Genomic DNA, 24693 nt, shown 5'->3' on the forward strand with positions numbered 1-24693 from the left:
GCGGGCTGTGGACAGCATCCACCGGGTGGGAAAACAATCCCTGAAACTCAAGGACGACATGCGCACCCTTGCGGAACAGGCCCGGTCCATTGACCGGATCATGGGCGTGATTTCGGATATTGCGGACCAGACCAATCTGCTGGCCCTGAATGCGGCCATTGAGGCCGCCCGCGCGGGCGAAGCCGGGCGCGGCTTCGCCGTGGTGGCCGACGAGGTGCGCAAGCTGGCCGAAAAGACCATGGCCTCCACCACGGATGTGGACAACGCCATCAAGGCCATCCAGCAGAGCGCCGGTCAGAGCGCGGAGCAGGTGGACGCGGCCGTGCGAATCATCGGCGAGGCCACGGAGTTCGCGGGCAAGTCCGGCGAAGCCCTGCAACGGATCGTGGAGATGGCCGACTCCACGGCCGATCAGGTGCGGGCCATTGCCACGGCTTCGGAGCAGCAGTCCGCCTCCAGCGAGGAAATCAACCATTCCATCATTCAGGTCAACGCCATTGCGGGCGATACCGCCCAGGCCATGCAAGCGGCCGCCGAAGCCGTGACCGAGCTGGCGGAACAGACGCGGGCCCTGGCCGGACTGATCGAAAAAATGAAGAGGGAATAGGCTTCCCTGTGGGAAGATGAAGCATTGAAAATCACACTCGGGGGAGTCGCATGACAATCAGAACACGATTTTTGCTGGCTTTTATTATGGCCATCCTGCTCATTGCCGGCGGGGTTATCAGCTATGTGGCCGTGCAGATGCGCAACGACGCGGAAGGTTATTACATTTCCTCTTCCGGCGTGGAGTTACGCCTGATGAACGATTATATCGAGGAGTTTCTGAAGACGGCCATCAATAATGCGGCCATAGCCGCCAAGGATACCGAATTCTCCGGATCGAAGGGCATTTTCCCCCGTTACGTGGAAAAGGATGTGGAAACCGTTTTTCGCGTGGCGGATCTGAGCCCGGAGGCGCGGCACCTGATGGAACCACTGTTGCGCCTTGACAAGGATTACGACAGCTATGTGGAAGTATACGCCGGTTTTGCCGACGGCAGTCTGGTCACGACCCTGGACGGCCTGAAGTTTCCCGCCCATTTCGATATGAGCAAGCGCCCCTGGTATGTGGCGCGCGCCGGAGCCGCCGAGGACGTGGGGCTGGCCGGAGCCTATACCTCCATGTCCGGGGAAACGGTTTTCGCCATTACGCACAAGATAAAGGATGCACAGGGCAGGCTGGCGGGCGTGCTGGGCATAGATGTGACCTTGAAGCTGCTTGCGGACAAGTTTGAGGAACTGAGCAAGGGCGACAACGGATATTTCGTGCTTATCGAAAACACGGGCAAGATTCTGTGCGAGCCCGCGCATCCGGCGCTGGTGGGCAAGGTGCTGGGCAAGGACATCAACGACGCGGGCATGCTGCGGGTCTTCGGCACCGACAAGGGCGTGGTGCGCCTGACCGTGGACGGCGAGGCCATCCAGGCCAACGTCATCACCAACTCTTTCGGCTGGAAGCTGGTCTCCGTGCAGAGCGAGGCGGCCATCTACGCCCGCAGCAACGCCACAGTGCGGGCTGTGGCCCTGATTACCCTGACTTTGGCCCTGGTGGCCCTGGCGGGGGCGGTCTGGGTCGCCCGTTCGGTCAGCAAACCTTTGACGCGCATCGTCGAGACCTCCAGGGAAATTTCGGCGGGCAATCTGGACGCGCGGCTTGACCCCAAGGACTATTACGGTGAGTTGTCCCAGCTGCAGGAGGTTCTGAGCGACATGGTGGCGACGCTCAAGGCCCGCATCGCCGAAGCCCGCGAACAGTCGGAGCTGGCCCAAAAAGAAACCGCCAGGGCCCAGGAAGCCGTGCAAATGGCGGAAGAGGCCTCCGAGCGCGGCGCGGCGGAGCAGGCCTCCCGGGTCACGGAAACCGTCACGGCCATGGAGGAAATGAACACTACCGTGGCCGAAGTGGCCCGGAACGCGGGCGCCGCCTCGGAAGTCTCCGCAGCCACCCGGCAGAAAGCCGAGGCCGGGGCGGAAGTGGTTTCGCGGGCCGTGGACAGCATCCACCAAGTGGGGAAACAATCCCTGAAACTCAAGGACGACATGCGCGCCCTTGCGGAACAGGCCCGGTCCATAGACCGGATCATGGGCGTGATTTCGGATATTGCGGACCAGACCAACCTCCTGGCCCTGAACGCGGCCATTGAGGCCGCCCGCGCGGGCGAGGCCGGGCGCGGCTTCGCCGTGGTGGCCGACGAAGTGCGCAAGCTGGCCGAAAAGACCATGGCTTCCACCACGGATGTGGACAACGCCATCAAAGCCATCCAGCAGAGCGCCGCTCAGAGCGCGGAGCAGGTGGACGCAGCCGTGCGGATCATCGGCGAGGCCACGGAGTTCGCGGGCAAGTCCGGCGAAGCCCTGCAACAGATCGTGGAGATGGCCGACTCCACGGCCGATCAGGTGCGGGCCATTGCCACGGCCTCGGAGCAGCAGTCCGCCTCCAGTGAGGAAATCAACCACTCCATCATTCAGGTCAACGCCATTGCGGGCGATACCGCCCAGGCCATGCAAGCGGCCGCCGAAGCCGTGACCGAGCTGGCGGAACAGACGCGGGCCCTGACCGGATTGATCGACAATATGAAGGAGAGCTGAACAGCCGGACCGTTCCGTCCGATTTTTCAGCCGGATGACAAAGGGGGGAGCTCAGGAGGCTCTCCCCTTTTGCATTGCCTGACGTCGCTTGCCGCGGCCGGTTTCAGACGCTCTTTTCCTGTGGATTCTTGCCCACTGTCTCCTTCTTCCGCAGGTAGCCCTTGCCCCAGGCGGACATGGCCTTCAGAACCGGTTCCATGCTCCTGCCGAAATCCGTCAGCGAATACTCCACCCTGGGCGGGACCACGGGAAAGACTTCCCGCTGCACCAGACCGTCCCTTTCCAGTTCGCGCAGTTGCTGGGTCAGCATTTTGGGCGTTGCGCACGGTATTGCCCTGCGCAACTGTGAAAAGCGCAACGTCCCGGCGATGAGCTTATAGAGAATCAGGGATTTATATTTCCCGCCGATGAGGTCCACCGTGGCTTCCACCGGGCAGTGCCGTTCCACCGGAACCGGCGTTCCCGGTTTTTTCCCGCTGCCGTGGCTGTTCACCCCGTCTTGCGCCATCTTCAGTATCCTTTCAGGTACTATATATCAAAAAAGTGCATTCTTGCCCTGAATATACGTATAGTTCTAAAACTATCCTCAATCAAACGGAAGGCAATTGTGTTCATGAGTCATGAAAAAGCGAGGATGAGAGCATGATTTTTCAACAGATCCGCAACGCCACAAGCATTATTACCTTTGCCGGAAAGAAGTTTCTGCTGGATCCCTTTCTGGCGGACCAGGGCGCGCTTCCCCCCGTGCCGTCGCCCCTCAATGCCGCGCCCAACCCCCTTGTGCCCCTGCCGCTGCCCATTGATGTCATCGTGGCTGTGGACGCGGTCGTGGTCACCCATATGCATCATTTTGACCATTTTGACGAAGCGGCCCGCAAGGCCGTTGCCAGGGACATTCCCGTGTTTGTCCAGAGCGAAAAAGAGGCCTTGGACATGCGGGCTATGGGTTTCACCGCCGTCACGGCCCTTACGGAAGCGGGCGTCGGCTTTGGGGGGATCACGCTGTACAGAACGGATGCCCTGCACGGCCGGGGCGAAGCCGTGGCGCGCAAGTACCGGGAGCGGGGCATCCCCGCCGAGGCCTGCGGCGTGGTTTTTGTCGCTCCGGGCGAGAAAACCCTGTACGCGGCCGGGGATACCGTCTGGTATGCGGGCGTGCGAGCCGCTCTGGACCGGTATCGGCCCGATGTTGTCGTGCTCAATGCCGCCGATGCCCGTTTTTGTGACGAGACGCCCATTCTCATGGGGGCGGACGGCCTGTACGAAGCGGCCATGGCCGCCCCTCAGGCTACGATCATCGCCAGCCATCTGGATGCGGTCAATCATGCCCGGTTGGGTCGCGCCGGACTGCGGGAATTTGTGCAAGCCAGGGGGCTTTCGGAGCGGGTACGCATTCCTGAGGACGGGGAGATCTGTACTTTTTATGCGCGTCCGCTGTAGAGCGGATCAACACCTCCTGAAAAGGGCTTCCTATCGTTTCGGGTAAGCGTCCCGGCATGAGAATTGTCCTCTCTCATGCCGGGATAACTTTTATGCGTAATGGGAATCGCAATCCCGTCCGCTCCGTGAGGAAACACAGCAATGTTTTCCCTTCTCTGCGTGTACCGGCAAGCGGCTTTTCGAAAAAAATCGCAAGTGCATATGTACCTGCCCCGCCTGCGCCTCTTGAAAAGGTTCAAAAAGGAAGTGCATATGCCCCGGAACAGGCCGACGTAACTCAATTTGACCCGCAAGTTGACATCATAAAATTCGGACACCAAAGCAAACGGCTTCGATGGGTTGCTGAGGGCTGACCCTAGTTAGCGGCCAACACATCAAAATCCAGCCTGCCCCGCTCGCTGCCGCTCACAATAAGTGCAATCGAATGGGTGCCGGGGTAATGCTTTCTTGTACTTGCATCTGCAAAGGAATGGGTTTTTGTGTAAGTCTTCTTCCCGTTTTCCTTTAAATAAAGCTCGGCTATTTGAAATATCTTACGATTTCGCTTGCCGTTTGCCTTCACATAATCAATGCCGTACTCCAGCCGTATCTTGGTTGCTTTTTTTGTCTCAATCTTAAAGGAAAAGGTCATAGCTTCACCAATGGAAACAGACGCGGCACCCAGCGCGAAGCCGTCAACATTCACACAATCGGCATCTGCAAAAACAAAGATGCTCAGCACATCCCTGTTGCCCTTTTTAAGCAAAGTCCTGCACCCGTGCTTTACAATCCAATCAGTATGCTTGTTTTTACCGTGCCAATCCCGTGCAGTTTTTACAACCAGGTCAGGATGTGTTTTGGAAATATCATTCAGGTTATTGGCCACGCTTTTACGGACATACAGCGACGGGTCGGCTTTAAGTTGCTCCAGAATGCCAAGAACCGGCGACGGGTCTTTTTTGAATCCGGCCAAAGCTTGTCCCCACGGCAGTTGAGGGCGGCAACCCTCGCTGGCAAGCCGCCGGACATGCTCATTGTCGTGCCCGGCCCAGGCGGCCATCTGCTGCATCATACGTTCTTCATGGTTTATGATAAACGGCCTCACGGCAAACTCGGAAGACGAGGATGGAGTATACCTTTCCAACGCGGCTATCGACAAATTCCAATGGCACTCATCCTGCCCATGGACTTCAACAAAATCCGGGAAGTACATTAACGTGTAGTCGTTAAATCCTACAGGATAGCCCGCGATGACCTTATCAATGATGCCAAGCGCCTGTTCATAATCAGTTGGCAAATATCTTCCTAAATTTATAGCAATTTGTCGCATACGGGCTTTCAGCTCCAACTCATCCCATGTTTCGTCCATAATGTCGTTGACAAAATCATCAATCTGAAACGTATGATATACGGCTCTAATACGTAAAGCCAGCTCTTGAAGCGACTCGTAATTATATCTGTTTTTTAGTGGTTTCAGCATATGCTTTCCATGTTTAAAGGGCATTCAGGCGGGAATATTTTCAACAATAACTGCACAATAATGAATACAATTCTTATTGTAAGGCATAATTTATTCATTTTACAAGCTGATATGTAGGTATAAAAGTATGCTGTATTTGACGACTGGAATCTTATGTTAAGTTTAACTTCCATTTGCTTGTTGGGCACCAATTGGACACCATTTTAGCCTTTGCGGATTAAGCAACGCACACTGGAAAAGCTGAATTCACGGGCTTTTCCGCTGAAAAAAAGATGTCATCACCGATAACCATTGCTGTTTTTTAGAACGGGGTTCCTGACCATGCGGCGCTTCGACAATGCGCCGCGCGCGGCAAAGCAAAGGAAAAGGGGGCACACCATACGGCGCGCCCCCTTGCTTTTGGAGGTCTCCCGGCTCAGCCCCAGAGCACCAGCCCGGTTTCCAGGGGCGAAGCCTGGCCCTTGTGCACGGGCATGGCCCGGATGCCGTAGCGGTAATGCCCGTTGTGGGTGGGAATGTAGGTGGCCGAATAGTTCATGCCGTCCTCGCCGTGGTCCGCGGCGCGGGGCTCAAGGCGGAGCACCTCGGGCTTGTTGCGGAAGTTGCCGTTGGCATAGGCGCGGCCGATGACCAGCTGCACCAGTATTTCCTCGGGCCTCATCTGTCCGAGGTGCATGTGCAGGCGCACGCTGACGGGTTCGCCGCAGGTCATGGTGTTGCCGTCCGCGCCGCTGATGATGATTTCCTCCATCTTCACCGTGCCGAAGCGCGCGGGCAGATCCTGCTGCCAGGCCGCCAGGTCGCGGCAGAGCGCCCAGTCGTCTTCGGCCAGCATGTCGCGACGCTTGGCGCCCGGCAGATAGGCCAGCCGGATATAGTCGTTGAGCATGCGGTTGCTGCTGTACATGGCCGTGAGGCTTTTCAGCGAGCGTTTGGACATGGCGATCCAGCTGGCGGGCAGACCGGCGTTGTTCACGTCGAAATAGAGCGGCAGCACGGCGTTTTCCAACAGGGTGTACAGGGCGTCGGCGTCGGCATAGTCGTTCTGTTCGCCGCTGGGCAGCTCGGTGGTGACCACCGGCCCGATGGTCCAGCCGTTCTGGCGGTTGTAGCCCTCGCACCACCAGCCGTCGGAAATGCTCAGGTTGATGCCGCCGTTAACAGGCAGCTTCATGCCGCTGGTGCCCGAGGCCTCGTGCGGACGGCGCGGCGTGTTCAGCCAGATGTCGCAGCCCTGGGCCAGCAGACGGGAAACCGCCAGGCTGTAATCCTCCATAAAGAAGATCTTGCCCAAAAAGCGCTCATCGCGGCTCATGCGCAGCACTTCCTGAATCAGGTTTATCCCCGCCTCGTCCGCCGGGTGGGCCTTGCCCGCGAAGACCAGACATACGGGCCGTTCGGGATTGTTCAGAATGCGCGCCAGCCGGTCCGGGTCGGCAAAGAGCAGGGTGGCCCGCTTGTAGGGCGCGAAGCGCCGGGCAAAGCCGATGAGCAGGGTGTGCGGCTTGAGCAGGTTTTCCATGCTCTTGCGCTGAGCCCGATCGAGCTTGAACTTCTGCGCAAAGGCCGGAATGCCCGCGCGCAGGGCGTCCAGAAGATCCTCTTTCTGGGTCATGCGGGTCGTCCAGTAGGCGTCGTCCGGAATCTCGTCCACCTTGTTCCAGATCGGGGAATCCGGCCCGGCCTGGAGCCAGTCCGGCCCCAGATACTGGTTGAGGATCTCGTGCATGTGCATGCCCACATAGGAGGGCGTGTGCACGCCGTTGGTCACGTAGTCGATGGGCGTTTCGGCCAGGGGCAGACTTTTCCAGAGCTTGTTCCACATATGGCGCGAAACTTCGCCGTGCAGGCGGCTCACGCCGTTGGCCTTGGAGGAAAGGCGCAGGGCCAGCACGGTCATTTCAAAGGACTGGCTGTTGCCGCCCTCCATCTGGCCGAGTTGGGCGAACTGCTGCCAGGAAAGGCCGAGCTTGGAGGCGACGCCGCCGAAATAGCGGCCCATGAGGTCCAGGGAAAAGGCCTCGTTGCCCGCCGCCACCGGCGTATGCGTGGTGAATACGGTATTGGAGCGCACCCGCACCGTGGCCTCCGCATAGCTCATGCCCATGATCATGCATTCCTGCAGGCGTTCGATGACCATAAAGGCCGAGTGCCCCTCGTTCATGTGATACACGTGGGGAGCAAGGTTCAGGGTGCGGATCAAACGCATGCCGCCGATGCCCAGGAGCATTTCCTGAAGCAGGCGGATCTCTCGGTTGGCCTCATAAAGGCGGTCCGTGATCTTGCGGTCTTCCTCGGTGTTGCGGCGGGTGTCCGTGTCCATGAGATAGAGGGCCACGCGCCCCACCTGCATTTTCCAGACCCGGGCGAAGAGAATCCGCCCCGGCAGCTCCAGCTGCACGAAGACGGGTTCCCCGCTGTCGTCGTAGACCAGTTTGACCGGCAGCTGCGCGAAGTTGTTCATGGGATACTGGGCTACCTGTCGGCCGTCGGCGTCGATTTCCTGCTTGAAGTAGCCGTTTTTGTAGAGCAGGCCGATGCCGAAAAGGGGCACGGCCATGTCCGAGGCGGATTTGAGATGGTCGCCGGACAGCACGCCCAGCCCCCCGGAATAAATGGGCACGGACTCATTGATGCCGTATTCCGTGGAAAAATAGGCGACAGGGTGTTCCGGCGTCACATGCTCGCTGAGCACGCGCAGGGGCTCGGCCATGTAGGCGTCGAATTCGGCCAGCACCTCGTCGTAGAGGCGCATGTATTCCTCATTGTAGATGAGGTAGTTGAGGCGTTCCGGATCGGCTTCTTCCAATACCCGGATGGGGTTGCGGCATTCGCTCCAGAGCTGGGGATTGATGGCCATGAACAGGGCCTTGGCCTTGTCGTGCCAGCACCACCAGAGATTGGTGGAAAGGTCGCGCAGACGCGCCAGGGCTTTGGGCACTTCGGCCACGGCCATGATGGGCCGCAGAAAGGGGGTGGCCGAAGACGAGGCTGTGAGAATGCGGTTCAGACTTTCCCGGCCGTTGCCGGAGTGGTCGATGCGCGTGTCGGCCTTCTCCAGCGCCAGCTGAAAGGCCTCGATATAATGAGTGAAGAAATAGCGCCAGGAAGTCTGCTCGGCCAGAGCGCGGGCGTTTTTGCGCCAGACGGCCAGATCTTCCCGGGGCGCGGCCGCGGCCTGGAGCACGCGTTCGTGCAGGGCCGCCGCACCCTGTTCAAAGTTGGTGCCGCGCCGGGGCATCACATGCACGCCGGGGCGCGGTTCGCTTTCCTTCTGGGCGAACTGGCGCGCCCACATGCCGAAACCGGAGAGGTCCGTGGTCAGGGTGGGCACGGCCCAGGCCGCGCATTCCTGCGGAGTGTAGCCCCAGGGCTCGTACCAGGAGGGGAAAAAGCCCACGTCGCAGGCCGAAATGACGTCCTCGTAGGGCATGTTGAAGAAACCGTCGTTGCCGTCCAGCATGGCGGGCACAAAGATGACCTTGACGCGTTTGTCGCAGGTATTGTTCAGGCCCAGGCGGCGGCAGGCGTTGATGATGGGGTCCTGCGGGGCGTTCCAGGCGTAGTGGGTGCAGATGAAGGGCTGGCCGTTGTCCGTGGCGCTGGGATCGCCGGAGACGGCCGCCGGATTGATGCCCGTGTGCCCGCCCATGACCAGACAGAGAACCAGGATGGAGGCGTCCGTGCCCGCCAGGTTCTGATCCGCGCGGGCCAGGGCCTCCAGAAAAATGTCGATACCCTTGTTGTGCATCTCGTAGCGGCCGGAAATGGCGAAGATGCGGGTATTTTCCGGCAGCTTGCAGCGCAGGAAACGGTCGGCGGCCTCCAGGATTTTGGCCCGGTTGGCCAGCGGTTTTTCGCGCTCTTCCGAAAAGTCGGGGATCACCCGCAGATCCAGGCCGTTGACCGTGATGACGTCGGGCTGGCGGCCCAGAAAGACCGTGGATTCCTCGCCGGTAATGGGGCTGACCGTGGTGAAGGCGTCGGCCTCGCGCGCGGAGGCGCTTTCCATGGACCATTTGGCCGTGATGTTCTGCGCGGCGGCCTCGGTGGCGGGATTGATGCTGCGCAGATTGCTGTAAATGTCGCGGCCGGTTCCGGCCAGGGCGCGGCCCAGCATGGTGGCGTGGGTGGTGAAGACCGTGCCCACGGCCGGAGCCAGTTTTTTCAGGGTCAGCAGGCCCGCGCCGCTCATCCATTCGTGGAAGAGGGCCACGGAACGGCCGCCCAGGGGCTGTACCAGGCTTTCATGGATGGCCGCGATCACCTCGCCGCAGGCCGTGGCGAACATGACCGGCTCAATGTAGTCCCAGCCGCCGGAAAGGGAATCCACACCGTAGTTTTTCCACATTTCGTACAGCAGCTGATTGCTGGAGTAACGCTGGGAAAAATCCACCAGAATGGCCTTGGGCCGCCCCGGTATGTTCCAGCGGCCCAGGCGGCACTTGAGATCCCTGGTGCTCAGGGCCAGACGCAGGGAATCCCAGATATGTTCGTCTGTTTCTTCAAAACCGGCATTCTGTTGCAGGGAAGGGCCCAGCAGGAAATAATCCTCGCCGAAGGTTTCCACGGCCTGCAGCGCCTTGCTGCTGACCACGGAATAAATGCCCCCCACCTTGTTGCAAACTTCCCAGCTTACTTCAAACAGCGTGACAGGGGCGTTATTGAAATCCATAGAGACTCCTTATGGGCCCGCCCGCGTATAAAGCGCCGCGCCACGGGCCTTTGCCCTCCGACCGTCTCACAAACGGCGGAGGGCGACAGTTCCCGGAAAGGGACAGCCTTCTCAGGCGGATGTTTTTTTCTTTGCGCCTCCGGCCTTGGCGGCGGGAGCGGTTTTCTTTTTCCCGGTGGTTCCCGTTGTCGTTGCCCGGGGCGTTTTTTTCATTGTCTTCCCGGCTCCGGCCGGCGCTTCTTCCGCCGCGGTCAGGCGCATCTCAAAGTCGGCCAGCACGTTCATGTAGGTGATGTAGGCGTCATACGGACTGTCGAAGGGATTGGGCCGGTCGGACAGGAAGTCGGCGAACCATTTTGTCGAAATATAACGGAAATGATCCGACGTTTGCAAGCGCTCAAAGTCGTGCTCCAGATCCGGCGCGCCCACCTTGCGCACGCGCGGCGCCAGGGCGTAGAGCGCGTGGATGGCGTCCTTCTGCATGTCGTTGCCCAGCCAGGCCGTGAGGTCACGCCCCTCGTCGTCCCAGGACATGAATTCGGGCACGTCCACCTCGCCCACGGCGTCAATTTTTTTGGCCGCCTCGGCGGGCGTCACAAAGTGGAAATCCTTGTGGGCCAGCAGGGCGGCGGGCAGGGCTTCCATAAAGTCGAAAATGCCCGATTCCCGGGGATTGCGCAGGCCGAAGGAATGGTAATCGTTGAAGATATTGATGATTTCCGACGAAGCGGCAAAGCTGTGGCACCAGGAGGCGTACTTTTCCGCCGTGAGCGGCCACTGGTCCCAGCCCTGATCGTTGAAGCGCAGGCCGATGTCCGTGGACAGGGACGAGTTGCGCAGCAAAAGACGCATATTGGGGGTGGATACAGGCTGGTAGACATAGTTGGGGCTGCGCCAGCCCAGCACGTGGTCCGCGCCCTCGGCCAGCACCGTCCTGAAACCCAGCTTTTCCAGAGCCACGGGCAGATCGTTGTTGTAGACGAATTCCGTATTGCGGAAGGTCGTGGGCTTTTTGCCGAAAAGCCGCTTGATCCGCTCGCACTGTTCCTTGACCTGGATGTCGAATTCATCCCGGGAATAGAGAAAGGCCAGGGAGTGGGACGCGGTTTCGGCCACAAATTCCACGTTGCCGGTGTCGGCCAGGGCCTTGAAGCTGTCCACCACCTCTGGCGCGTACTGCTCGAACTGGTCCAGGGCCGTGCCCGAGATGGAAAAAGCCACCTTGAAGGCCTTGCCGTAACGGCGGATCAGCTTGAGCAGCAGATCGTTCATGGGCAGATAGCAGGTGCGGGCCGTGAGCAGCAGGGCGTCGCAGTTGTGATCATCGTCCTCGTAAACCGAGTTTTGTCCCATATCAAAAACCGTGTAACGGCGGAGCCGGTACGGTTCGTGAACTTCATAGCAAAGGCAGAGCGCTGGCATCAGTTACCTCCGGATACGTTGCGGTAAACGGCCATCAGTTGATCCGCGGCATTTTCCCAGCGGATGGATTTCATTTCTTCCCGGCAGTTTTTTACCAATTCCGCAGCCAGGCAGGGGTAACGCAGAACCGCGCAGATTTTGTCGGCCATGTCGCGGGTGTCCCAGAAATCGGCCTTGAGCGCGTGCTCCAGCACCTCGGACACGCCGGATTGGCGCGAGAGCAGCACGGGGACGTCGTAAAGCATGGCCTCCAGCGGCGTGATGCCGAAGGGCTCGGACACTGAAGGCATGACGTAGAGATCGCTCAGGGCGAACATCCGGTCCACTTGTTCGCCGCGCAGAAAACCGGCGAAGTGGAAACGGTGCCCGATGCGCAACTGGCCCGCGCGGCGGATGAGCTGGGGCAGCATGTCGCCGCTGCCGGCCATGAAAAAGCGCGCGTTGGGAATTTTTTGCAGTACCAGGCGGGCCGCTTCCATGAAGTATTCCGGCCCCTTCTGGAAGGTGACCCGGCCCAGGAAGAGCACCCGTTTTTCGTGCCGGATGCGCGGCGGAATTTCGTAGCGGCGTTCCACTTCATGCCGGGCCACGGCGTTGTAGACCACCACCACTTTTTCCGGCGGCACGCCGTAGCGTTCGATGACGGTCTTGCGGGTCAGGCGGCTCACGGCCACCACCAGGTCCGCGGCCAGCAGGCCCGCGCGCTCGATGGCCGCCACCTGCTCGTTGATGTTTTCGCCGCTGCGGTCGTATTCCGTGGCGTGAATGTGGGCCACCAGGGGCTTGCCGGTCAGGGTTTTGGCCAGCATGCCCGCGGGATAGGTCATCCAGTCATGGACGTGGATCACGTCGCAGCTTTCGCGCATGGCGATAGTTGCGGCCAGGCGGCTGAAGCGGCGCACTTCGCTCATCAGGTCCGGGCCGTAGCCGCCCTTGAGCTGAAAGGTGAAGGGCGCGCCGGACCAGGTGCGCAGATCCGCGTCGTCGGGCGTGCGGGTCAGCCAGCTCAGGGATTCGGCATAGCCCTGCGGGGTAATGTACGGGGTAAGCGGGCTGGATACGGGCATAAAGCGGATGTTGTCCTGCCAGACGTCCTGTCCGGCACGGGTCATGCGCTCCGCCGCCTCTTCGCTGATGGGCGTGCCCGAGGCCGACTCCAGCCGCAGGAAGCCGTTCCGCCCGCCTTCGCCGACGCGCGGCAGCACAAAGATGATCTGTGCGCCTTTTTTGGCCAGGGCCCGGGTCATGCCGTAACAGGCCGTGCCCAGGCCGCCGCTGATATGCGGCGGAAATTCCCAGCCGAACATAAGCACTCGCATGGGGTGTTCCTTATATTTTGTTCAGGAGCGCGGGACCGCTCAGCCCCGCCGGGACTCCGTTTCGTTTGTGGGTTCGTCGTCGGCAAGGGTCATGCTTACCCGGCAGACGCCGGCCGTATCCCCGGAAATGGGATGTGCCAGACGGTAGGCCGCCAGTTTTTCCCAGGCCCTGTACACGCCGGGGGCGGCCCGCTTGAGCCGGATCAGCATGCGCAGGCACTCCGCCACGCTCCAGGCCTGGGCGATGCAGCCGTTGGGCCGGTAGGGCGGGGAGGCGTCGAAAATTTCGGAAATGCCGGCCAGGCCCGCGTCCGAGAGGTGGTCGCAGAACAGCGGGGTCACCCGGTCCAGCAGGGCCTGGACCGCGCCGTCCACATCCCAGGCCACCCGCAGCAGGGCGTCGGTGTAATGCCCCAGCAGCCAGGGCCAGACCGTGCCCTGATGGTAGGCCGCGTCGCGGCTGGACGGTCCGCCCTCGTACCGGCCCCGGTAGCCCGGATCGTCGGGCGAAAGGGTGCGCAGGCCGAAGGGCGTGAGCAGTTTGTTGCGCACGCATTCCACCACCTGTGGCTGGTGCTGCTCTTCCAGCACGGGATAGGGCAGGGAGACGGCCAGAATCTGATTGGGCCGCACGCTCTGGTCCAGCATGCCGTCGCGCCAGACGTCGCCCAGGTAGCCGCCGCCGCGCGTGACCCAGAAATGCTCGAAAAAGCTTGTGCGCAACGCGCGCAGACCCTTGGCGTCCTCCCATTTGGGCTCGCGGAAGACGCCCGCCAGATAATCAACAAAGGCCAGGGTGTTGTACCAGAGGGCGTTCAGCTCCACCGGGCAGCCGTGGCGCGGAGTCACCGGGCGGCCGTCGGCCTGGGCGTCCATCCAGGTCAGCTGGGTATGGGCGTTGCCCGCGTGCAGCAGGCCGTTCTCGTCCACAAAGATGTCCATGCCCGGACCCTGGCGGTAGCCGCTCACAATGGCCTGGAGCGCGGGCCAGGCGTGCTCGCGCACCCAGTTCAGGCCTTCGGGATTTTCCTTGAGGTAACACTGCACGGCAAAGGCGTACCAGAGGGAGGCGTCCGCCGAATTGTAGGCGTGGTTGCCGTCCTCGGCAAAACAGTTGGGCGTAAGGCCGTTTTTCAGGCTGCCTGCCACCTGTTCCAGCACGCGCAGACCGAATTCCGTGCGCTTGCCGTAAAAAGCCAGGCCGGGCAGGGAAATCAGGGTGTCGCGGCCCCAGGCGTCGAACCAGTGGTACCCGGCCAGCACCGCCGGACGGCCCGAGGGCGTCTCAATGCAGAACTGCCGCCCCATCTGGGCCAGGTGGCCGATGAGGCCGCCGCCGTTGTGGTGGGCTTTGGTTCTGGCCCGACTTTCGGCTTCCCAGATCGTCTCCAGATCCTCCCCGTCTTCCGCGACCGGCTCGGTGCCCACGGCCATGTAGACGCTGCCTCCCTCGGGCAGGGGCGGCAGGGGGATATCCAGGATGCCGGGCTGGAACAGGTCCTCGCTGTCGGCAAAGCCGCGTTCGCGTTCCTGCATGTATTCCACATTGTAGAACCAGTCCGGCGAGGGCAGAAAGGTGAAGGGGCCGCGCACCTGCATATACAGGGTGGGCAGGCCTTCATAGGGCGTGATGCTGAAGCCTTGCGGCACGTCCCGGGTGCGCACGCGCAGATGGGAATTGGCCCTGGTCAGGGCATGGAAGTGCCTGTAGGCCAGCAGAGGCTTGATCCGCAGGGTCAGCGGGGGCAGCTTGGAAAGGCCCCGGATGGACCAGCGCAGCAGCAGGCGGCTTGTGCCGTGGATCAGAAACATTTCCCGGCGCAGGCGCACGTCGCCCACCCGGTAGGTGAATTCGGGCCACTGGTCCAGGCGGAAACTTTCCAGATATTCGTGCCCGTGCGGATAGAGGGTTCTGGGGTGCTGGCGGGTGGAGAGAAAGAACTCCTTGCCGCCGCCCATGACCGATTCCTCCAGGGCGGAGAGCAGCACATGCCGTCCCAGCGGCGTGTTGACCGTGAGCAGCCCGTGGTATTTGCGCGTATTGCAACACAGAATGCTGCTGCCGGCGTAGTCGCCCAGCCCGTTGGTCAGCAGCCATTCCTTGCGCAATGCTCTGCGGGTGTTCTGGCAGGCGGCCTTGTCAAAACTGAACCTCATACGGCCTCCTTGGCGTACAGGGTTAGAATGATGGCCGGGCGGTGCTGCGGGAGATCAGAGAGGTTAGGTGCGGAAGGCAGCGCGAGACCCGTGGATTCGGTTCGGACAGATCCGACCGGCGGCGGAACAAAAGCGGGAAAAACGCGTTTGCAGAAAAGCTGTTGTCCCCTTTCTTGTTCCGCTGACTTTATATATTGCATCCTATAGTAAATTTTTTTAGCTGTCGAGTTTTACGGCTGTGTTACAGTGGAAAGAATCGCATGACTTTTGCAAAACAACGCCCGTTCAGGCGACGCGCGCCGCCGGGGGGCGGCCGCTTCCGGCCCCGTGCCGCAAAGGTCCGGCCGGGGGCTTTTGCTTTCTCGCATTTTGGAGTAAGCTGCTTGCTCGCTGAAACTTCGCATACCGGGATGGGGGTATTCCATGAAAGGACTGCATCTTTGGCTGGGCGCGCTGGCCCTTGCTCTGCTTCTGCCCGCGGCGGCTTTGGCCGCCGACCTCAAGGTGGGGCTGATGTGCCCGCTCACGGGGAAATGGGCTTCCGAAGGCCAGGACATGAAGAACATCGTCAGCCTGCTGGTGGATGAAGCCAACAGCAAGGGCGGCGTCAACGGCCAAAAAATCGAACTGGTGGTGGAAGACGACGCCGGGGATCCCCGTACGGCGGCTCTGGCCGCGCAGAAGCTGGCCTCGGCCGGGGTTGTGGCGGTCATCGGCACCTACGGTTCGGCCGTGACCGAGGCCAGCCAGAATATTCTGGACGAAGCCGGGCTGGTGCAGATCGGCACGGGTTCCACCAGCGTGCGCCTGACCGAAAAGGGCCTGCCTCTCTTTTTCCGCACCTGCCCGCGTGACGACGCCCAGGGCAAGTCCGCCGCCGCGGCCATTGTCAAGGGCGGCTACAAGGCCGTGGCCCTGCTGCACGACAATTCTTCCTATGCCAAGGGTCTGGCCGAGGAAACCCGCACCGCCCTGGAAAAGGCCGGTGTGAAGGTAATCTTCTACGACGCCCTGACCCCCGGCGAGCGGGACTACACCGCCATCCTGACCAAACTCAAGGCCGCCGGTCCGGATCTGGTCTTTTTCACCGGCTATTATCCTGAAACCGGCATGCTGCTGCGCCAGAAAAAAGAAATGGGCTGGAACGTGCCCATGATGGGCGGCGACGCTGCCAATCATCAGGATCTGGTCAAGATCGCCGGTCCCGAAGCTGCGGCCGGCTACTTCTTCATCAGCCCGCCCCTGCCCCAGGATATGGACATGCCGGAAGCCCGCGATTTCCTGGCCGCCTACAAGGCCAGGTACAACAGCGTGCCCGTGTCGGTCTGGGCCGTGCTGGCCGGGGACGCCTTCAAGGTCATTGAGGCCGCGCTGGCCGCGGGCAAGACCGAACCCGAGCAGATGGCCGCCTGGCTCAAGCAGCTCAAGGACATGCCCGGCCTGTCCGGGGCTCTGGGCTTTGACGCCAAGGGCGACCGCGTGGGCGAGTTCTACCGCACCTATGTTGTTGATGGGAAAGGGGCTTTCGTTCTGCAACCCAAGTAACTTGCGGCTAAAAAGCGTCTTTTGCCCCCTGGGCCGCGTCAAAAAACCGGACGCGGCCCAGGGCTGTATATCAAAGAGTACTATCCCTGGCCCGCGTCCGGTTTTTTCCTTGCCAGGGAACAAAATCCATCTTTTTAGCCGCAAGCTTCCGGGGCGTTTTCAGCATGCTCCGCCAGCGGCTTGATTTGCTCCGAGCGCCGGGAAATATGGAACAATTTTTTCAACAGCTTCTGAACGGTCTTGCCGTGGGCGGCATTTACGCGCTGGTGGCCCTGGGCTACACCATGGTCTACGGCGTGCTCAAGCTCATCAACTTCGCGCACGGCGATCTGTTCACCATCGGCGCCTATCTGGGCCTGACCCTTCTGGTGAGCTGTAATCTCTCCGGCATGCTGCCTCTGCCCCTGGCCGTGCTGGCGGTCTTCATCATGGTGGGCCTGCTGGTGGCGCTGCTCGGCTTTCTGCTGGAGCGCGCGGCCTACCGCCCCCTGCGCAATGCCGGCCGTCTCTCGGCCGTGGTTTCGGCCCTGGGCGCGTCCATCTTTTTCCAGAACGCGGTCATGCTGATCTACGGCGCGCGCGTTTACGTCTATCCTGATTTTCTGCGTCCGGACTTCACAGTGCATCTCTTCGGCGTCGCCGTGCCGGGCGTGCGCCTGCTGGTCATCGCGGCCAGCGTGCTGCTGATGCTCGGACTTTCGGCCTTCATCCAGCGCACCCGCACGGGCGCGGCCATCCGCGCCGTGGCCATTGATCCGGGCGCGGCCCGGCTCATGGGCATCAACGTGGACAGGGTCATTTCCCTGGTCTTTCTGATCGGGCCGGGCCTGGGCGGCGCGGCGGGTCTGATGGTCGGCATCTACTACGGCCAGATCGACTTCACCATGGGCTGGTCCTACGGGCTCAAAGCCTTTACCGCCGCCATCCTGGGCGGCATCGGCAACATTCCCGGCGCCATGATCGGCGGCCTGCTGCTGGGCGTCATCGAGGCCCTGGCCGCCGGGTACATCGCCATCGCCTGGAAGGACGCCATCGCCTTCCTGGTGCTGATCCTGATTCTGATCATCCGGCCCACGGGCATCTTGGGCGAACGCACGGCGGACAAGCTATGAAGCGTATGCCCCTGTACATCCTGATGGGCGCGTTGCTCTGCGGGCTGCCCCTGGTCTGCAATCCCTACTGGCTGGACGTCTGCGTGATGATCGGCCTTTACGCCCTGCTGGCCCTTTCGCTGAACGTGATTCTGGGCCAGGCGGGCATCTTTCACATGGGGCACGCGGCCTTTTACGCCGTGGGCGCGTATGTGACGGCCATCCTGAACACCCTCTGCCACTGGCCCATCTTCTGGACCATGCCTCTGGCGGGCGCGGCCGCGGCTCTTTTCGCCCTGCTGGTGGCCCGGCCCATCATCCATCTGCGCGGCGACTATCTGCTGATCGTGACCATCGGCATTGTGGAAATTGTGCGCATCGCCCTGATCAACGACGTCTTCGGCCTGACCGGTGGTTCCAACGGCATTTTCGGCATCAGCCGCCCGCGTTTCTTCGGTTACAAGATCGTCAAAAGCGTGCAGTTCTATTATCTGGTCTGGGGCATGGTGGGCGTGAGTCTGCTGCTCTTTTACGGGCTCTGGCGTTCGCGTTTCGGCCGGGCGCTGAATTACATCAAGGAAGACGACGTCGCGGCCGAAGGCTGCGGGGTCAACGTCACCCGCTACAAGCTGCTGGCCTTTGTGTTGGGGGCCTTCTGGGCGGGCATGGCGGGCACGGTCTACGCCGCGAAAATGGTCACCATCGCGCCGGAATCCTTCAACTTTATGGAATCGGTGATCATTTTCGCGGTGGTCATCCTTTCCGGCGGCAGCCAACTGGGCGTGCTGGTCAGCGCTTTTCTGTTCATCGGCCTGCCGGAAGTGCTGCGCGAGTTTTCCGCCGCGCGCATGCTGATCTTCGGTCTGGCCATGATGGTGATGATGATCTGGCGGCCGCAGGGCCTGCTGCCGCCCGGTCCGCGCCGCTACGCCGTGCCTCCGGATCTTCCCGGCCTGCCGCCGGATGTGCCCCCGGACCTTCCGAGGAATCTCCCGCCGACACTTCCGGAGGACGCCGCGCGCGGGCCTGAGCCCGCCCCGGCAGGGGGGAGGCCCGCATGACGCTGCTTTCCCTGCAGGAAGTGACCAAGATTTTCGGCGGGCTCATTGCGGTCAACGATCTTTCCTTTTCGGTGGACGCGGGCAGCATCGTGGGCCTGATCGGGCCCAACGGCGCGGGCAAGACCACGGTTTTCAACTGCATTACCGGCAATTACACGCCGGAGCGGGGCCGGATCTTTTTTGACGGCGAGCCCATCACCGGCCTCAAACCCCACCGGGTGGTGGAACTGGGCATCGCGCGCACCTTTCAGAGCATCCGCCTGTTCGGGAAGCTGCCCGTGCTGGAAAACGTGCTGGCCGGACGGCATTGCCGGATGAAGGCCGGTCTGTTCGCCTGCATGCTGCACACAATGGGCCAGCGCCGCGAGGAAAAGGCCGCCGTGGCCCGCTGCATGGAGGAATTGCGCTTCGTGGGCCTGGCCGACCGCCGCGCGGAAGCCGCCGGAGGCCTGTCCTACGGCAATCAGCGGCTGCTGGAAATCGCGCGCGCCCTGGCTTCGGACCCGCGCCTGCTGATCCTGGACGAACCGGCCGGGGGCATGAACGATCAGGAAACCGCGGCCCTGGTGGACATCATCCGCGCCATCCGGGAGCGGGGGATCACCGTGCTGCTCATTGAGCACGACATGCGCCTGGTCATGCGGATCTGCGAAAAACTGGTGGTGCTGGAGCACGGCACCTTGATCGCCGAGGGCGCGCCCGAGGCCATGCGCCGCCATCCGGCGGTGATTGAAGCCTATCTGGGCGCCGACGACGAGAAGTGGTGAATATGTCTCTGCTGACCCTTTCAGACATCCGGGTGCGCTACGGCAGCGTGGAAGTGCTGCACGGCATCAATCTGCGCGTGGAGGAAGGCGAGATCGTCACCATCCTCGGGGCCAACGGCGCGGGCAAAAGCACCACCCTGCTGTCCATCAGCGGTCTGGTGCGTCCCTGTGAAGGCGAAATTCTCTTTGAAGGCAAGCCCCTGCTGCGCCTGCCCAGCCATGAGGTCGTGGGCCTGGGCATAGCCCAGTCCCCGGAGGGCCGCCGGGTCTTCGGGGCCATGAGCGTGCTGGAGAACCTGCGCCTGGGCGCGTTCTGCATCCGGGACAAGGCCCGCAGCGAACGTACCCTGGAATGGATTTTCGATCTTTTCCCGCGCCTGCTGGAGCGCAAGGAACAACTGGCGGGCACGCTTTCCGGCGGCGAGCAGCAGATGCTGGCCATCGGCCGGGCCCTGATGGCCGAACCGCGCCTGCTTCTGCTGGACGAGCCGTCTCTGGGGCTGGCTCCGCTGCTGGTACGCTCCATTTTCGAAACCGTGCGGACCATCAACGAGCGCGGCGTCACCGTGCTGCTGGTGGAGCAGAACGCCCGCGCCGCCCTGAAGCTGGCCGCGCGCGGCTACGTGCTGGAAGTGGGCAAAGTGGTCATGGAAGACCGCGCGGAAAACCTGCTGGCCGACGCCAGCGTGCGCGAGGCGTATCTGGGCGGATAGGGCATTTTACCTTTCAGCGAATAAAAACTTGGCGGCCCGGAACCCCGATGGCTCCGGGCCTTTCTCATGGCAGCTGCTTGGCCGGTCGTCTGACCGGCGTTCGCGTTCAGGAGGGCCGTATGAGGAGGGTTACAGCTTCTGCAGCACGGCCTGGACAAAAGATGTGATTTCATCGGGCGCCGAACCGCCGTCGCCTTCCAGGCGCAGGCCGTCGGTCATGATTTCCGCGCCCAGTTCCTTGCCGCGGGCCTCGATAACGTCCACGGCGCCGCAGAAGTGTTCGTAATCCCGGTCGCCCGAGGCAAAGGCGGCCAGCTTGCGTCCCTTGAGGTCCATGACGTCGAATTCTTCAAACAGCGGCGCGAAATCATCCTGCAATTCCACGTCTTCCTCGCCCCAGGCCGAAGCGCCGAACAATACGGCGTCATAACCGTCGGCCAGGTGTTCGGCCGAAGCATCGGCGGCGTTGAGCACCGTCACTTCATGTCCGGCCGCGGCCAGTTGCTGCTCCAGCTTGCGGGCGATGCTCTCGGTATTGCCGGTGCTGGAACCGTAAACGATCAAAATCTTGCTCATGGCCTTCTCCTTTTGACTCGGACGGATTGAATAAAATTGAAATTCATTTTCATTATGTCTGAAAAAGATGTAGCCATCCCGTCCTGTTTCGTCAAGTGGAAATTGTGCGTCGCTTGTCCGGAAGCAGTGTCCCGGAGCAAGGCAAATTTTTACAAGGAAAGGCCCGTGTTTCATCTTCTCGAAAGGGCAAAGCCGATCAGGAGGACGATATGCAGCAAGCGGGACTGTTTGACTGCTTTGCCAAGGGGCATTTGGCTGTTGGGGGCGGCGGCTTGCGTTCGCGCGGGATCCCTGGAAGGAGCACAAGGATTTTCCCGGCGTGTTTTTGAAAAGTCCGGTCATGCTTGAGTTGACGGAGGGCCTGCTGAGCTGCCGTCTGGTCAGGATCGAAGCTCGCTGCGGGATCGGCATGCACGCCCACGACACAAGCCTGGAACTGCATGAGGTTGTGGCGGGACGCGGCGTGTGTTTGACGCCGGAAGGGGAGATGGCCTATCTGCCGGGCAGCATGGCGATCCTGGCCGCCAATGCGCCGCATGCAGATGCGGGGGGCAACGTTGTGCGGCGTTCCGGGAAGCCACAAATTCAACATCGCCGGAAACCGTATGCCGGTAAGTTATGAAGGCCATGATTTCCTGCCGGAGCGCCTATTCTTCGGCCCCCGCGGCGCCGAGGGCGCTCCTGGCCTCGGGCTCGGGCATGCGCCAGACTCCGGGCAGGGGAGCCGTGATTTCCGCCCTGTCGCCCAGATAGGGGTTGAAGTAGCCGTAGCGCAGCCAGGGACAGAGCTTTTTGAGCCGCTTCATGAACACGGTCAGGCCCATGCTCGGCGCCGTGTCCAGAGCGGCGTCCGGAATTTCGGGGGAAGCGCTTCCGTCCCGGCCGCTCATCAGCCGGAAATACCATTCCGGGTCGATGTTCAGATTGCGCCACTGGATCATGCTCACGCCGTTTTCGCCCGCCAGACGGGCCAGGGCCTCCAGTTCCTCTTCGGTATCCGTGACGCCCGGGAAGAACAGCAGATTGAGCGAGACGAAGATGCCGCGTTGCCGCGCTTCGCGGATGGAAGCGCGCACATCGGCGAAGCTGTAGCCGGCGGGCCGATAGTAACGCTGGTAAAGCGCCTCGCGGGCGCTGTTGCAGCTCACCCGCAAGCTGGTCAGCCCGGCCTCGGCCAGCCGGGCCACGGCCTCGGGATGGGAGGCATTGGTATTGCAGTTGACCGTGCCCCGGCCGCCGCCGTTGCGGAACAGGCGCACGCTTTCCACCAGCAGGTCCGCGTTGGTCAGGGGGTCGCCCTCGCAGCCCTGGCCGAAGGAATAGATGGGCGTGGCCGTCTCCCGGCCCTGGTGCAGGCGCATGACCTCCACGATTTCGGCGGCTTCGGGAGTGAAGGCCAGACGGCACTGGGGCGTCACGGCCACGGGCGAATCCTTGTCCTGGGCCGAGATGCAGCCCACGCAGCGCGCATTGCAGGCGCGCGAGGTGGGCAGCGGCGCTTCATAGCGGCCCAGAGCGAAGTTGCGCGCCGCCGGGCAGTCGTAGCGCAGCACGCAATTGTCCAGAATATGGCGGATCAGGCGGTTGTCCGGGTGCTCGCGCAACAGGCGGCGCACATTCTGCTCAATGCGGCCGCGCGGGATGCGGCGGAACTGCTGGCGCGGGTCCTGATCCACCTTGCGGGCGCAGACGTAAAAGCGGCCGTGCGCGAAGCCCACCGCGCCGTAGGCGAAGAGGGGCAGCAGGGGGGCGTCGGTTTCGCTTTCATAGGCCGGGTGAGCCGAAAGGGTGTGCGCGGGCGCGGCAAAGGCGGCCACTGCCAGCTGCTCCAGAACCTCGGTTTCGCCGCTTTCCGGGTTCAGGCCCACGGCCCGGCGGCCCGGCAGAAGAAAAAGCTCGCTTTCCTCGGGCAGGGGCATGAGTTCGTCGGGACGCGGCAGGCCCCACTGGCCGCCCCGGCGACAGACCATCAGCAACTGCGGATCGTCATAGATGTTGCCGCTCTGGTCGGCCATGACCAGATGCGGCTCAAGACGCGGCGCGGCCATAAATCCTCCTTGCCCAAGCCGGGGCTAACGTATATAAGCGGGAAGGCGCGACGCGGACGGGCTTTTCCGGCCCGCCCGGCGCGCACAGCGCTTTTGTGAGGCCCGCCATGTTTTCCATCATGTTGTTCATCTTTCTCTGCTTTCTGGGCATGCTGGCCGTGCTGTTCCATATGCTGCGCAGCCAGGAACGGCTCTGCCAGGTTCTGCGTGACGAACACGCCCAGATGCGCGTCCTGTTACGGGCCATGGAATCGCGCCTGGACGCCTTGGACGGCAGCGCCGGTTCCGAGCCCCGGCCCGCCGGAACCCTTCCGGCCCGCGATCCCCTGCTGCATCTGAGCTTTGAGGATCCGGTTTCGTCGGCCCGGACTGACCGGCTCGGCCGTGAGGACAAGCCCGCCCCGGATCCGGCCCTGGACCTGCATTTTGATCCGCTTGCGGACGCGGGCGCCGATCCCGTGGGCCGCCGCTGAATCACTCCGTCGGATGTGTGTGACCCGATAATCCCGTTACTCCCGCCAGCCCGTAATTTCCTCTGGCCGCAGCCAGATAGGCGGCCTTGAGATCCGGTTCCGCCAGTTCGTCGGCCCAGAGCAGATAGGGCATTTTCAGGCATTCCTCGCGGATGGCCTCGGTTCTGGCCTGACGCGCGGCGACCAGCGCGGCGGCATCCTGCATCCAGAGATCGCAGAGATGGTCCGTGAAGGCCTGTGCCCGGTGCCTGGCCCGGTGCCTGGCATCAGTCTCGGCCAGGGCGGTTTCCCCGATATAGGTCACCAGCTCGGGATTCTTGAGCAGAAGTTCGATGCGGAACAGCGCATCGCCCGCATCATCCGGCGTGTAGCCCACCAGATGTTCGCCGTCCACGAAAAGTTTGGCCAGGCCGTGGCCCACGCGCGGCGTCACCAGGCAGCCGCCGCAGCCCATGGCTTCAAAGACCCGGAAATTCAGGTCCCCGTGCTCGCAATGGTTGAGCAGCACGCGTCCCTGCGGAAAGAGCTCGCGGTAGTTGCCGCGCGTCTGGCGCAGGCCCGGCAGGCGGCTCGCCAGCTCCCGCAGAAAGGCGGCGCGCCGGGGCGTGTTTTCGTTGACCGTGCCCACGAACAGGCAGTCCCAGAGCTTGGGCGTGCCGGGGCGGGGCTGGTCGTCGTCCTGTGCGAAGGGCGGCGACCACCAGACGCGCTCGGGCGGCAGAAAGGGGCCGGAAAAAAGCTCCAGATCGTCGCGCAGGGAAACCAGGCAGGCGTCGAAGCCCTGGGCGTACAGGGGCTGCCAGCTGTGGATGTGCGAATCCACGCTGTAAAAAACCGTCAAACAGGGAAAGCGCTCCATGCCCAGCACAAAGGGCGGGCGGCTTTTGTCGGCCACCACCAATACGTCCGGGATGAACCCGGCCAGGCGCACCAGTTCTTCCCAGCAGAATACGCGGGCGTCTTCAAAATTGTGCAGGGCCACATCCTGCCAGCCGCAGGAGCGCAGAGACTGGCAGAAAAAAGGGCTGCCGATCCATAACAGACGTTGCATAGCCCCCCGGAACGGACTGGCGGCGCGACCGCCGGGCTGTTGCCAAATACGGCAAGATAAAATACTTTTTCCTGAGGAAACGCCGGTTAATGGGAACAACAAGGCCATTAACCGCGTTTTCCTAACTAGCCCCGACGCCCCATGGCGTCAAGGCGTGGAATAACAACCATGTTTTTGACTGCCCGTCGCTTACGTCTTCTTCTGCGCATTTTCCTGGCGCTGTTGCTTGTGCTGTCGGTTCTGCTGGCGACAGCCTTCTATCTTT

19 protein-coding genes are annotated in these 24693 nt (G+C 61.9%); 10 read left to right on the forward strand and 9 right to left on the reverse strand.

Annotated features, from left to right (window positions below):
- Together KH208_RS10805 and KH208_RS10810 are read left to right on the forward strand one after the other, a co-directional pair.
- A partial coding sequence (locus KH208_RS10805) for a methyl-accepting chemotaxis protein (RefSeq protein ID WP_291436201.1) occupies positions 1-607 on the forward strand: 607 nt, incomplete at its 5' end.
- 50 nt (positions 608-657) lie between these two features.
- Positions 658-2631, forward strand: a complete 1974-nt coding sequence (locus KH208_RS10810; RefSeq protein WP_291436203.1) for a methyl-accepting chemotaxis protein — start codon at positions 658-660, stop codon at positions 2629-2631.
- Between the two features lie 103 nt (positions 2632-2734).
- On the opposite strand, the gene KH208_RS10815 is transcribed toward KH208_RS10810, so the two are convergent.
- Positions 2735-3139, reverse strand: a complete 405-nt coding sequence (locus KH208_RS10815) for a helix-turn-helix domain-containing protein (protein WP_291436204.1) — start codon at positions 3137-3139, stop codon at positions 2735-2737.
- A 134-nt stretch (positions 3140-3273) separates the two neighbouring features.
- Between KH208_RS10815 and KH208_RS10820 the strand changes: the two genes are divergently transcribed.
- A complete protein-coding gene (locus KH208_RS10820) occupies positions 3274-4071 on the forward strand; it encodes an MBL fold metallo-hydrolase (RefSeq protein WP_291436206.1) in 798 nt (265 codons plus the stop codon).
- Between the two features lie 355 nt (positions 4072-4426).
- Here the strand turns inward: KH208_RS10820 and KH208_RS10825 are convergent, their stop codons facing one another.
- The 5 genes from KH208_RS10825 to KH208_RS10845 form a co-directional block, all read right to left on the reverse strand.
- Positions 4427-5530 carry a DNA alkylation repair protein gene (locus tag KH208_RS10825; RefSeq protein ID WP_291436208.1) on the reverse strand — a complete coding sequence of 368 codons (1104 nt, stop codon included), beginning with the start codon at positions 5528-5530 and terminating at the stop codon, positions 4427-4429.
- A 415-nt stretch (positions 5531-5945) separates the two neighbouring features.
- Positions 5946-10205, reverse strand: a complete 4260-nt coding sequence (glgP, locus tag KH208_RS10830; RefSeq protein WP_291436210.1) for an alpha-glucan family phosphorylase — start codon at positions 10203-10205, stop codon at positions 5946-5948.
- A gap of 111 nt (positions 10206-10316) precedes the next feature.
- Positions 10317-11627 carry a glycoside hydrolase family 57 protein gene (locus KH208_RS10835; protein ID WP_367114964.1) on the reverse strand — a complete coding sequence of 437 codons (1311 nt, stop codon included), beginning with the start codon at positions 11625-11627 and terminating at the stop codon, positions 10317-10319.
- Positions 11627-12946 carry a glycosyltransferase family 4 protein gene (locus tag KH208_RS10840; RefSeq protein ID WP_291436214.1) on the reverse strand — a complete coding sequence of 440 codons (1320 nt, stop codon included), beginning with the start codon at positions 12944-12946 and terminating at the stop codon, positions 11627-11629. Before KH208_RS10840 ends, KH208_RS10835 begins: the two co-directional genes overlap by 1 nt.
- Positions 12947-12985: 39 nt before the next feature.
- Positions 12986-15103, reverse strand: a complete 2118-nt coding sequence (locus KH208_RS10845; RefSeq protein WP_291436216.1) for an amylo-alpha-1,6-glucosidase — start codon at positions 15101-15103, stop codon at positions 12986-12988.
- 423 nt (positions 15104-15526) lie between these two features.
- Between KH208_RS10845 and KH208_RS10850 the strand changes: the two genes are divergently transcribed.
- The 5 genes from KH208_RS10850 to KH208_RS10870 all read left to right on the forward strand — a co-directional run bounded on the left by KH208_RS10850 (position 15527) and on the right by KH208_RS10870 (position 20280).
- Entirely contained in the window at positions 15527-16648 is a 1122-nt protein-coding gene (locus KH208_RS10850; protein WP_291436218.1) for a branched-chain amino acid ABC transporter substrate-binding protein, read from the forward strand.
- Positions 16649-16854: 206 nt separating this feature from the next.
- A complete protein-coding gene (locus tag KH208_RS10855; protein ID WP_291436219.1) occupies positions 16855-17760 on the forward strand; it encodes a branched-chain amino acid ABC transporter permease in 906 nt (301 codons plus the stop codon).
- The gene (locus KH208_RS10860; RefSeq protein WP_291436221.1) at positions 17757-18800 is read left to right on the forward strand and encodes a branched-chain amino acid ABC transporter permease; all 1044 of its coding nucleotides are present in this window, start codon (positions 17757-17759) and stop codon (positions 18798-18800) included. The genes KH208_RS10855 and KH208_RS10860 overlap by 4 nt, the downstream gene beginning before the upstream one ends.
- Positions 18797-19567, forward strand: coding sequence for an ABC transporter ATP-binding protein (locus KH208_RS10865; RefSeq protein ID WP_291436223.1), 771 nt, complete (start codon positions 18797-18799; stop codon positions 19565-19567). Before KH208_RS10860 ends, KH208_RS10865 begins: the two co-directional genes overlap by 4 nt.
- Before the next feature lie 2 nt (positions 19568-19569).
- Positions 19570-20280, forward strand: coding sequence for an ABC transporter ATP-binding protein (locus KH208_RS10870; RefSeq protein WP_008685241.1), 711 nt, complete (start codon positions 19570-19572; stop codon positions 20278-20280).
- Between the two features lie 129 nt (positions 20281-20409).
- Here the strand turns inward: KH208_RS10870 and KH208_RS10875 are convergent, their stop codons facing one another.
- Positions 20410-20856: a flavodoxin gene (locus tag KH208_RS10875; RefSeq protein WP_291436224.1), complete on the reverse strand. Its 447-nt coding sequence runs from the start codon at positions 20854-20856 to the stop codon at positions 20410-20412.
- 340 nt (positions 20857-21196) lie between these two features.
- Here KH208_RS10875 and KH208_RS10880 point away from each other — a divergent pair, with 340 nt between their 5' ends.
- Positions 21197-21478 carry a hypothetical protein gene (locus KH208_RS10880; RefSeq protein WP_291436225.1) on the forward strand — a complete coding sequence of 94 codons (282 nt, stop codon included), beginning with the start codon at positions 21197-21199 and terminating at the stop codon, positions 21476-21478.
- Positions 21479-21503: 25 nt separating this feature from the next.
- Here the strand turns inward: KH208_RS10880 and KH208_RS10885 are convergent, their stop codons facing one another.
- Positions 21504-22904, reverse strand: coding sequence for a radical SAM protein (locus tag KH208_RS10885; RefSeq protein ID WP_291436226.1), 1401 nt, complete (start codon positions 22902-22904; stop codon positions 21504-21506).
- A 107-nt stretch (positions 22905-23011) separates the two neighbouring features.
- Between KH208_RS10885 and KH208_RS10890 the strand changes: the two genes are divergently transcribed.
- A complete protein-coding gene (locus tag KH208_RS10890) occupies positions 23012-23377 on the forward strand; it encodes a hypothetical protein (protein ID WP_291436227.1) in 366 nt (121 codons plus the stop codon).
- Between the two features lies 1 nt (position 23378).
- Here the strand turns inward: KH208_RS10890 and KH208_RS10895 are convergent, their stop codons facing one another.
- Positions 23379-24428 (reverse strand): glycosyltransferase, encoded by a 1050-nt coding sequence (locus KH208_RS10895; protein ID WP_291436229.1) that lies wholly within the window; start codon positions 24426-24428, stop codon positions 23379-23381.
- Positions 24429-24693 lie beyond the last annotated feature (265 nt).

The sequence above is a fragment of the Desulfovibrio sp. genome (genome assembly GCF_018379785.1).
Taxonomy (GTDB): Bacteria; Desulfobacterota; Desulfovibrionia; order Desulfovibrionales; family Desulfovibrionaceae; genus Desulfovibrio.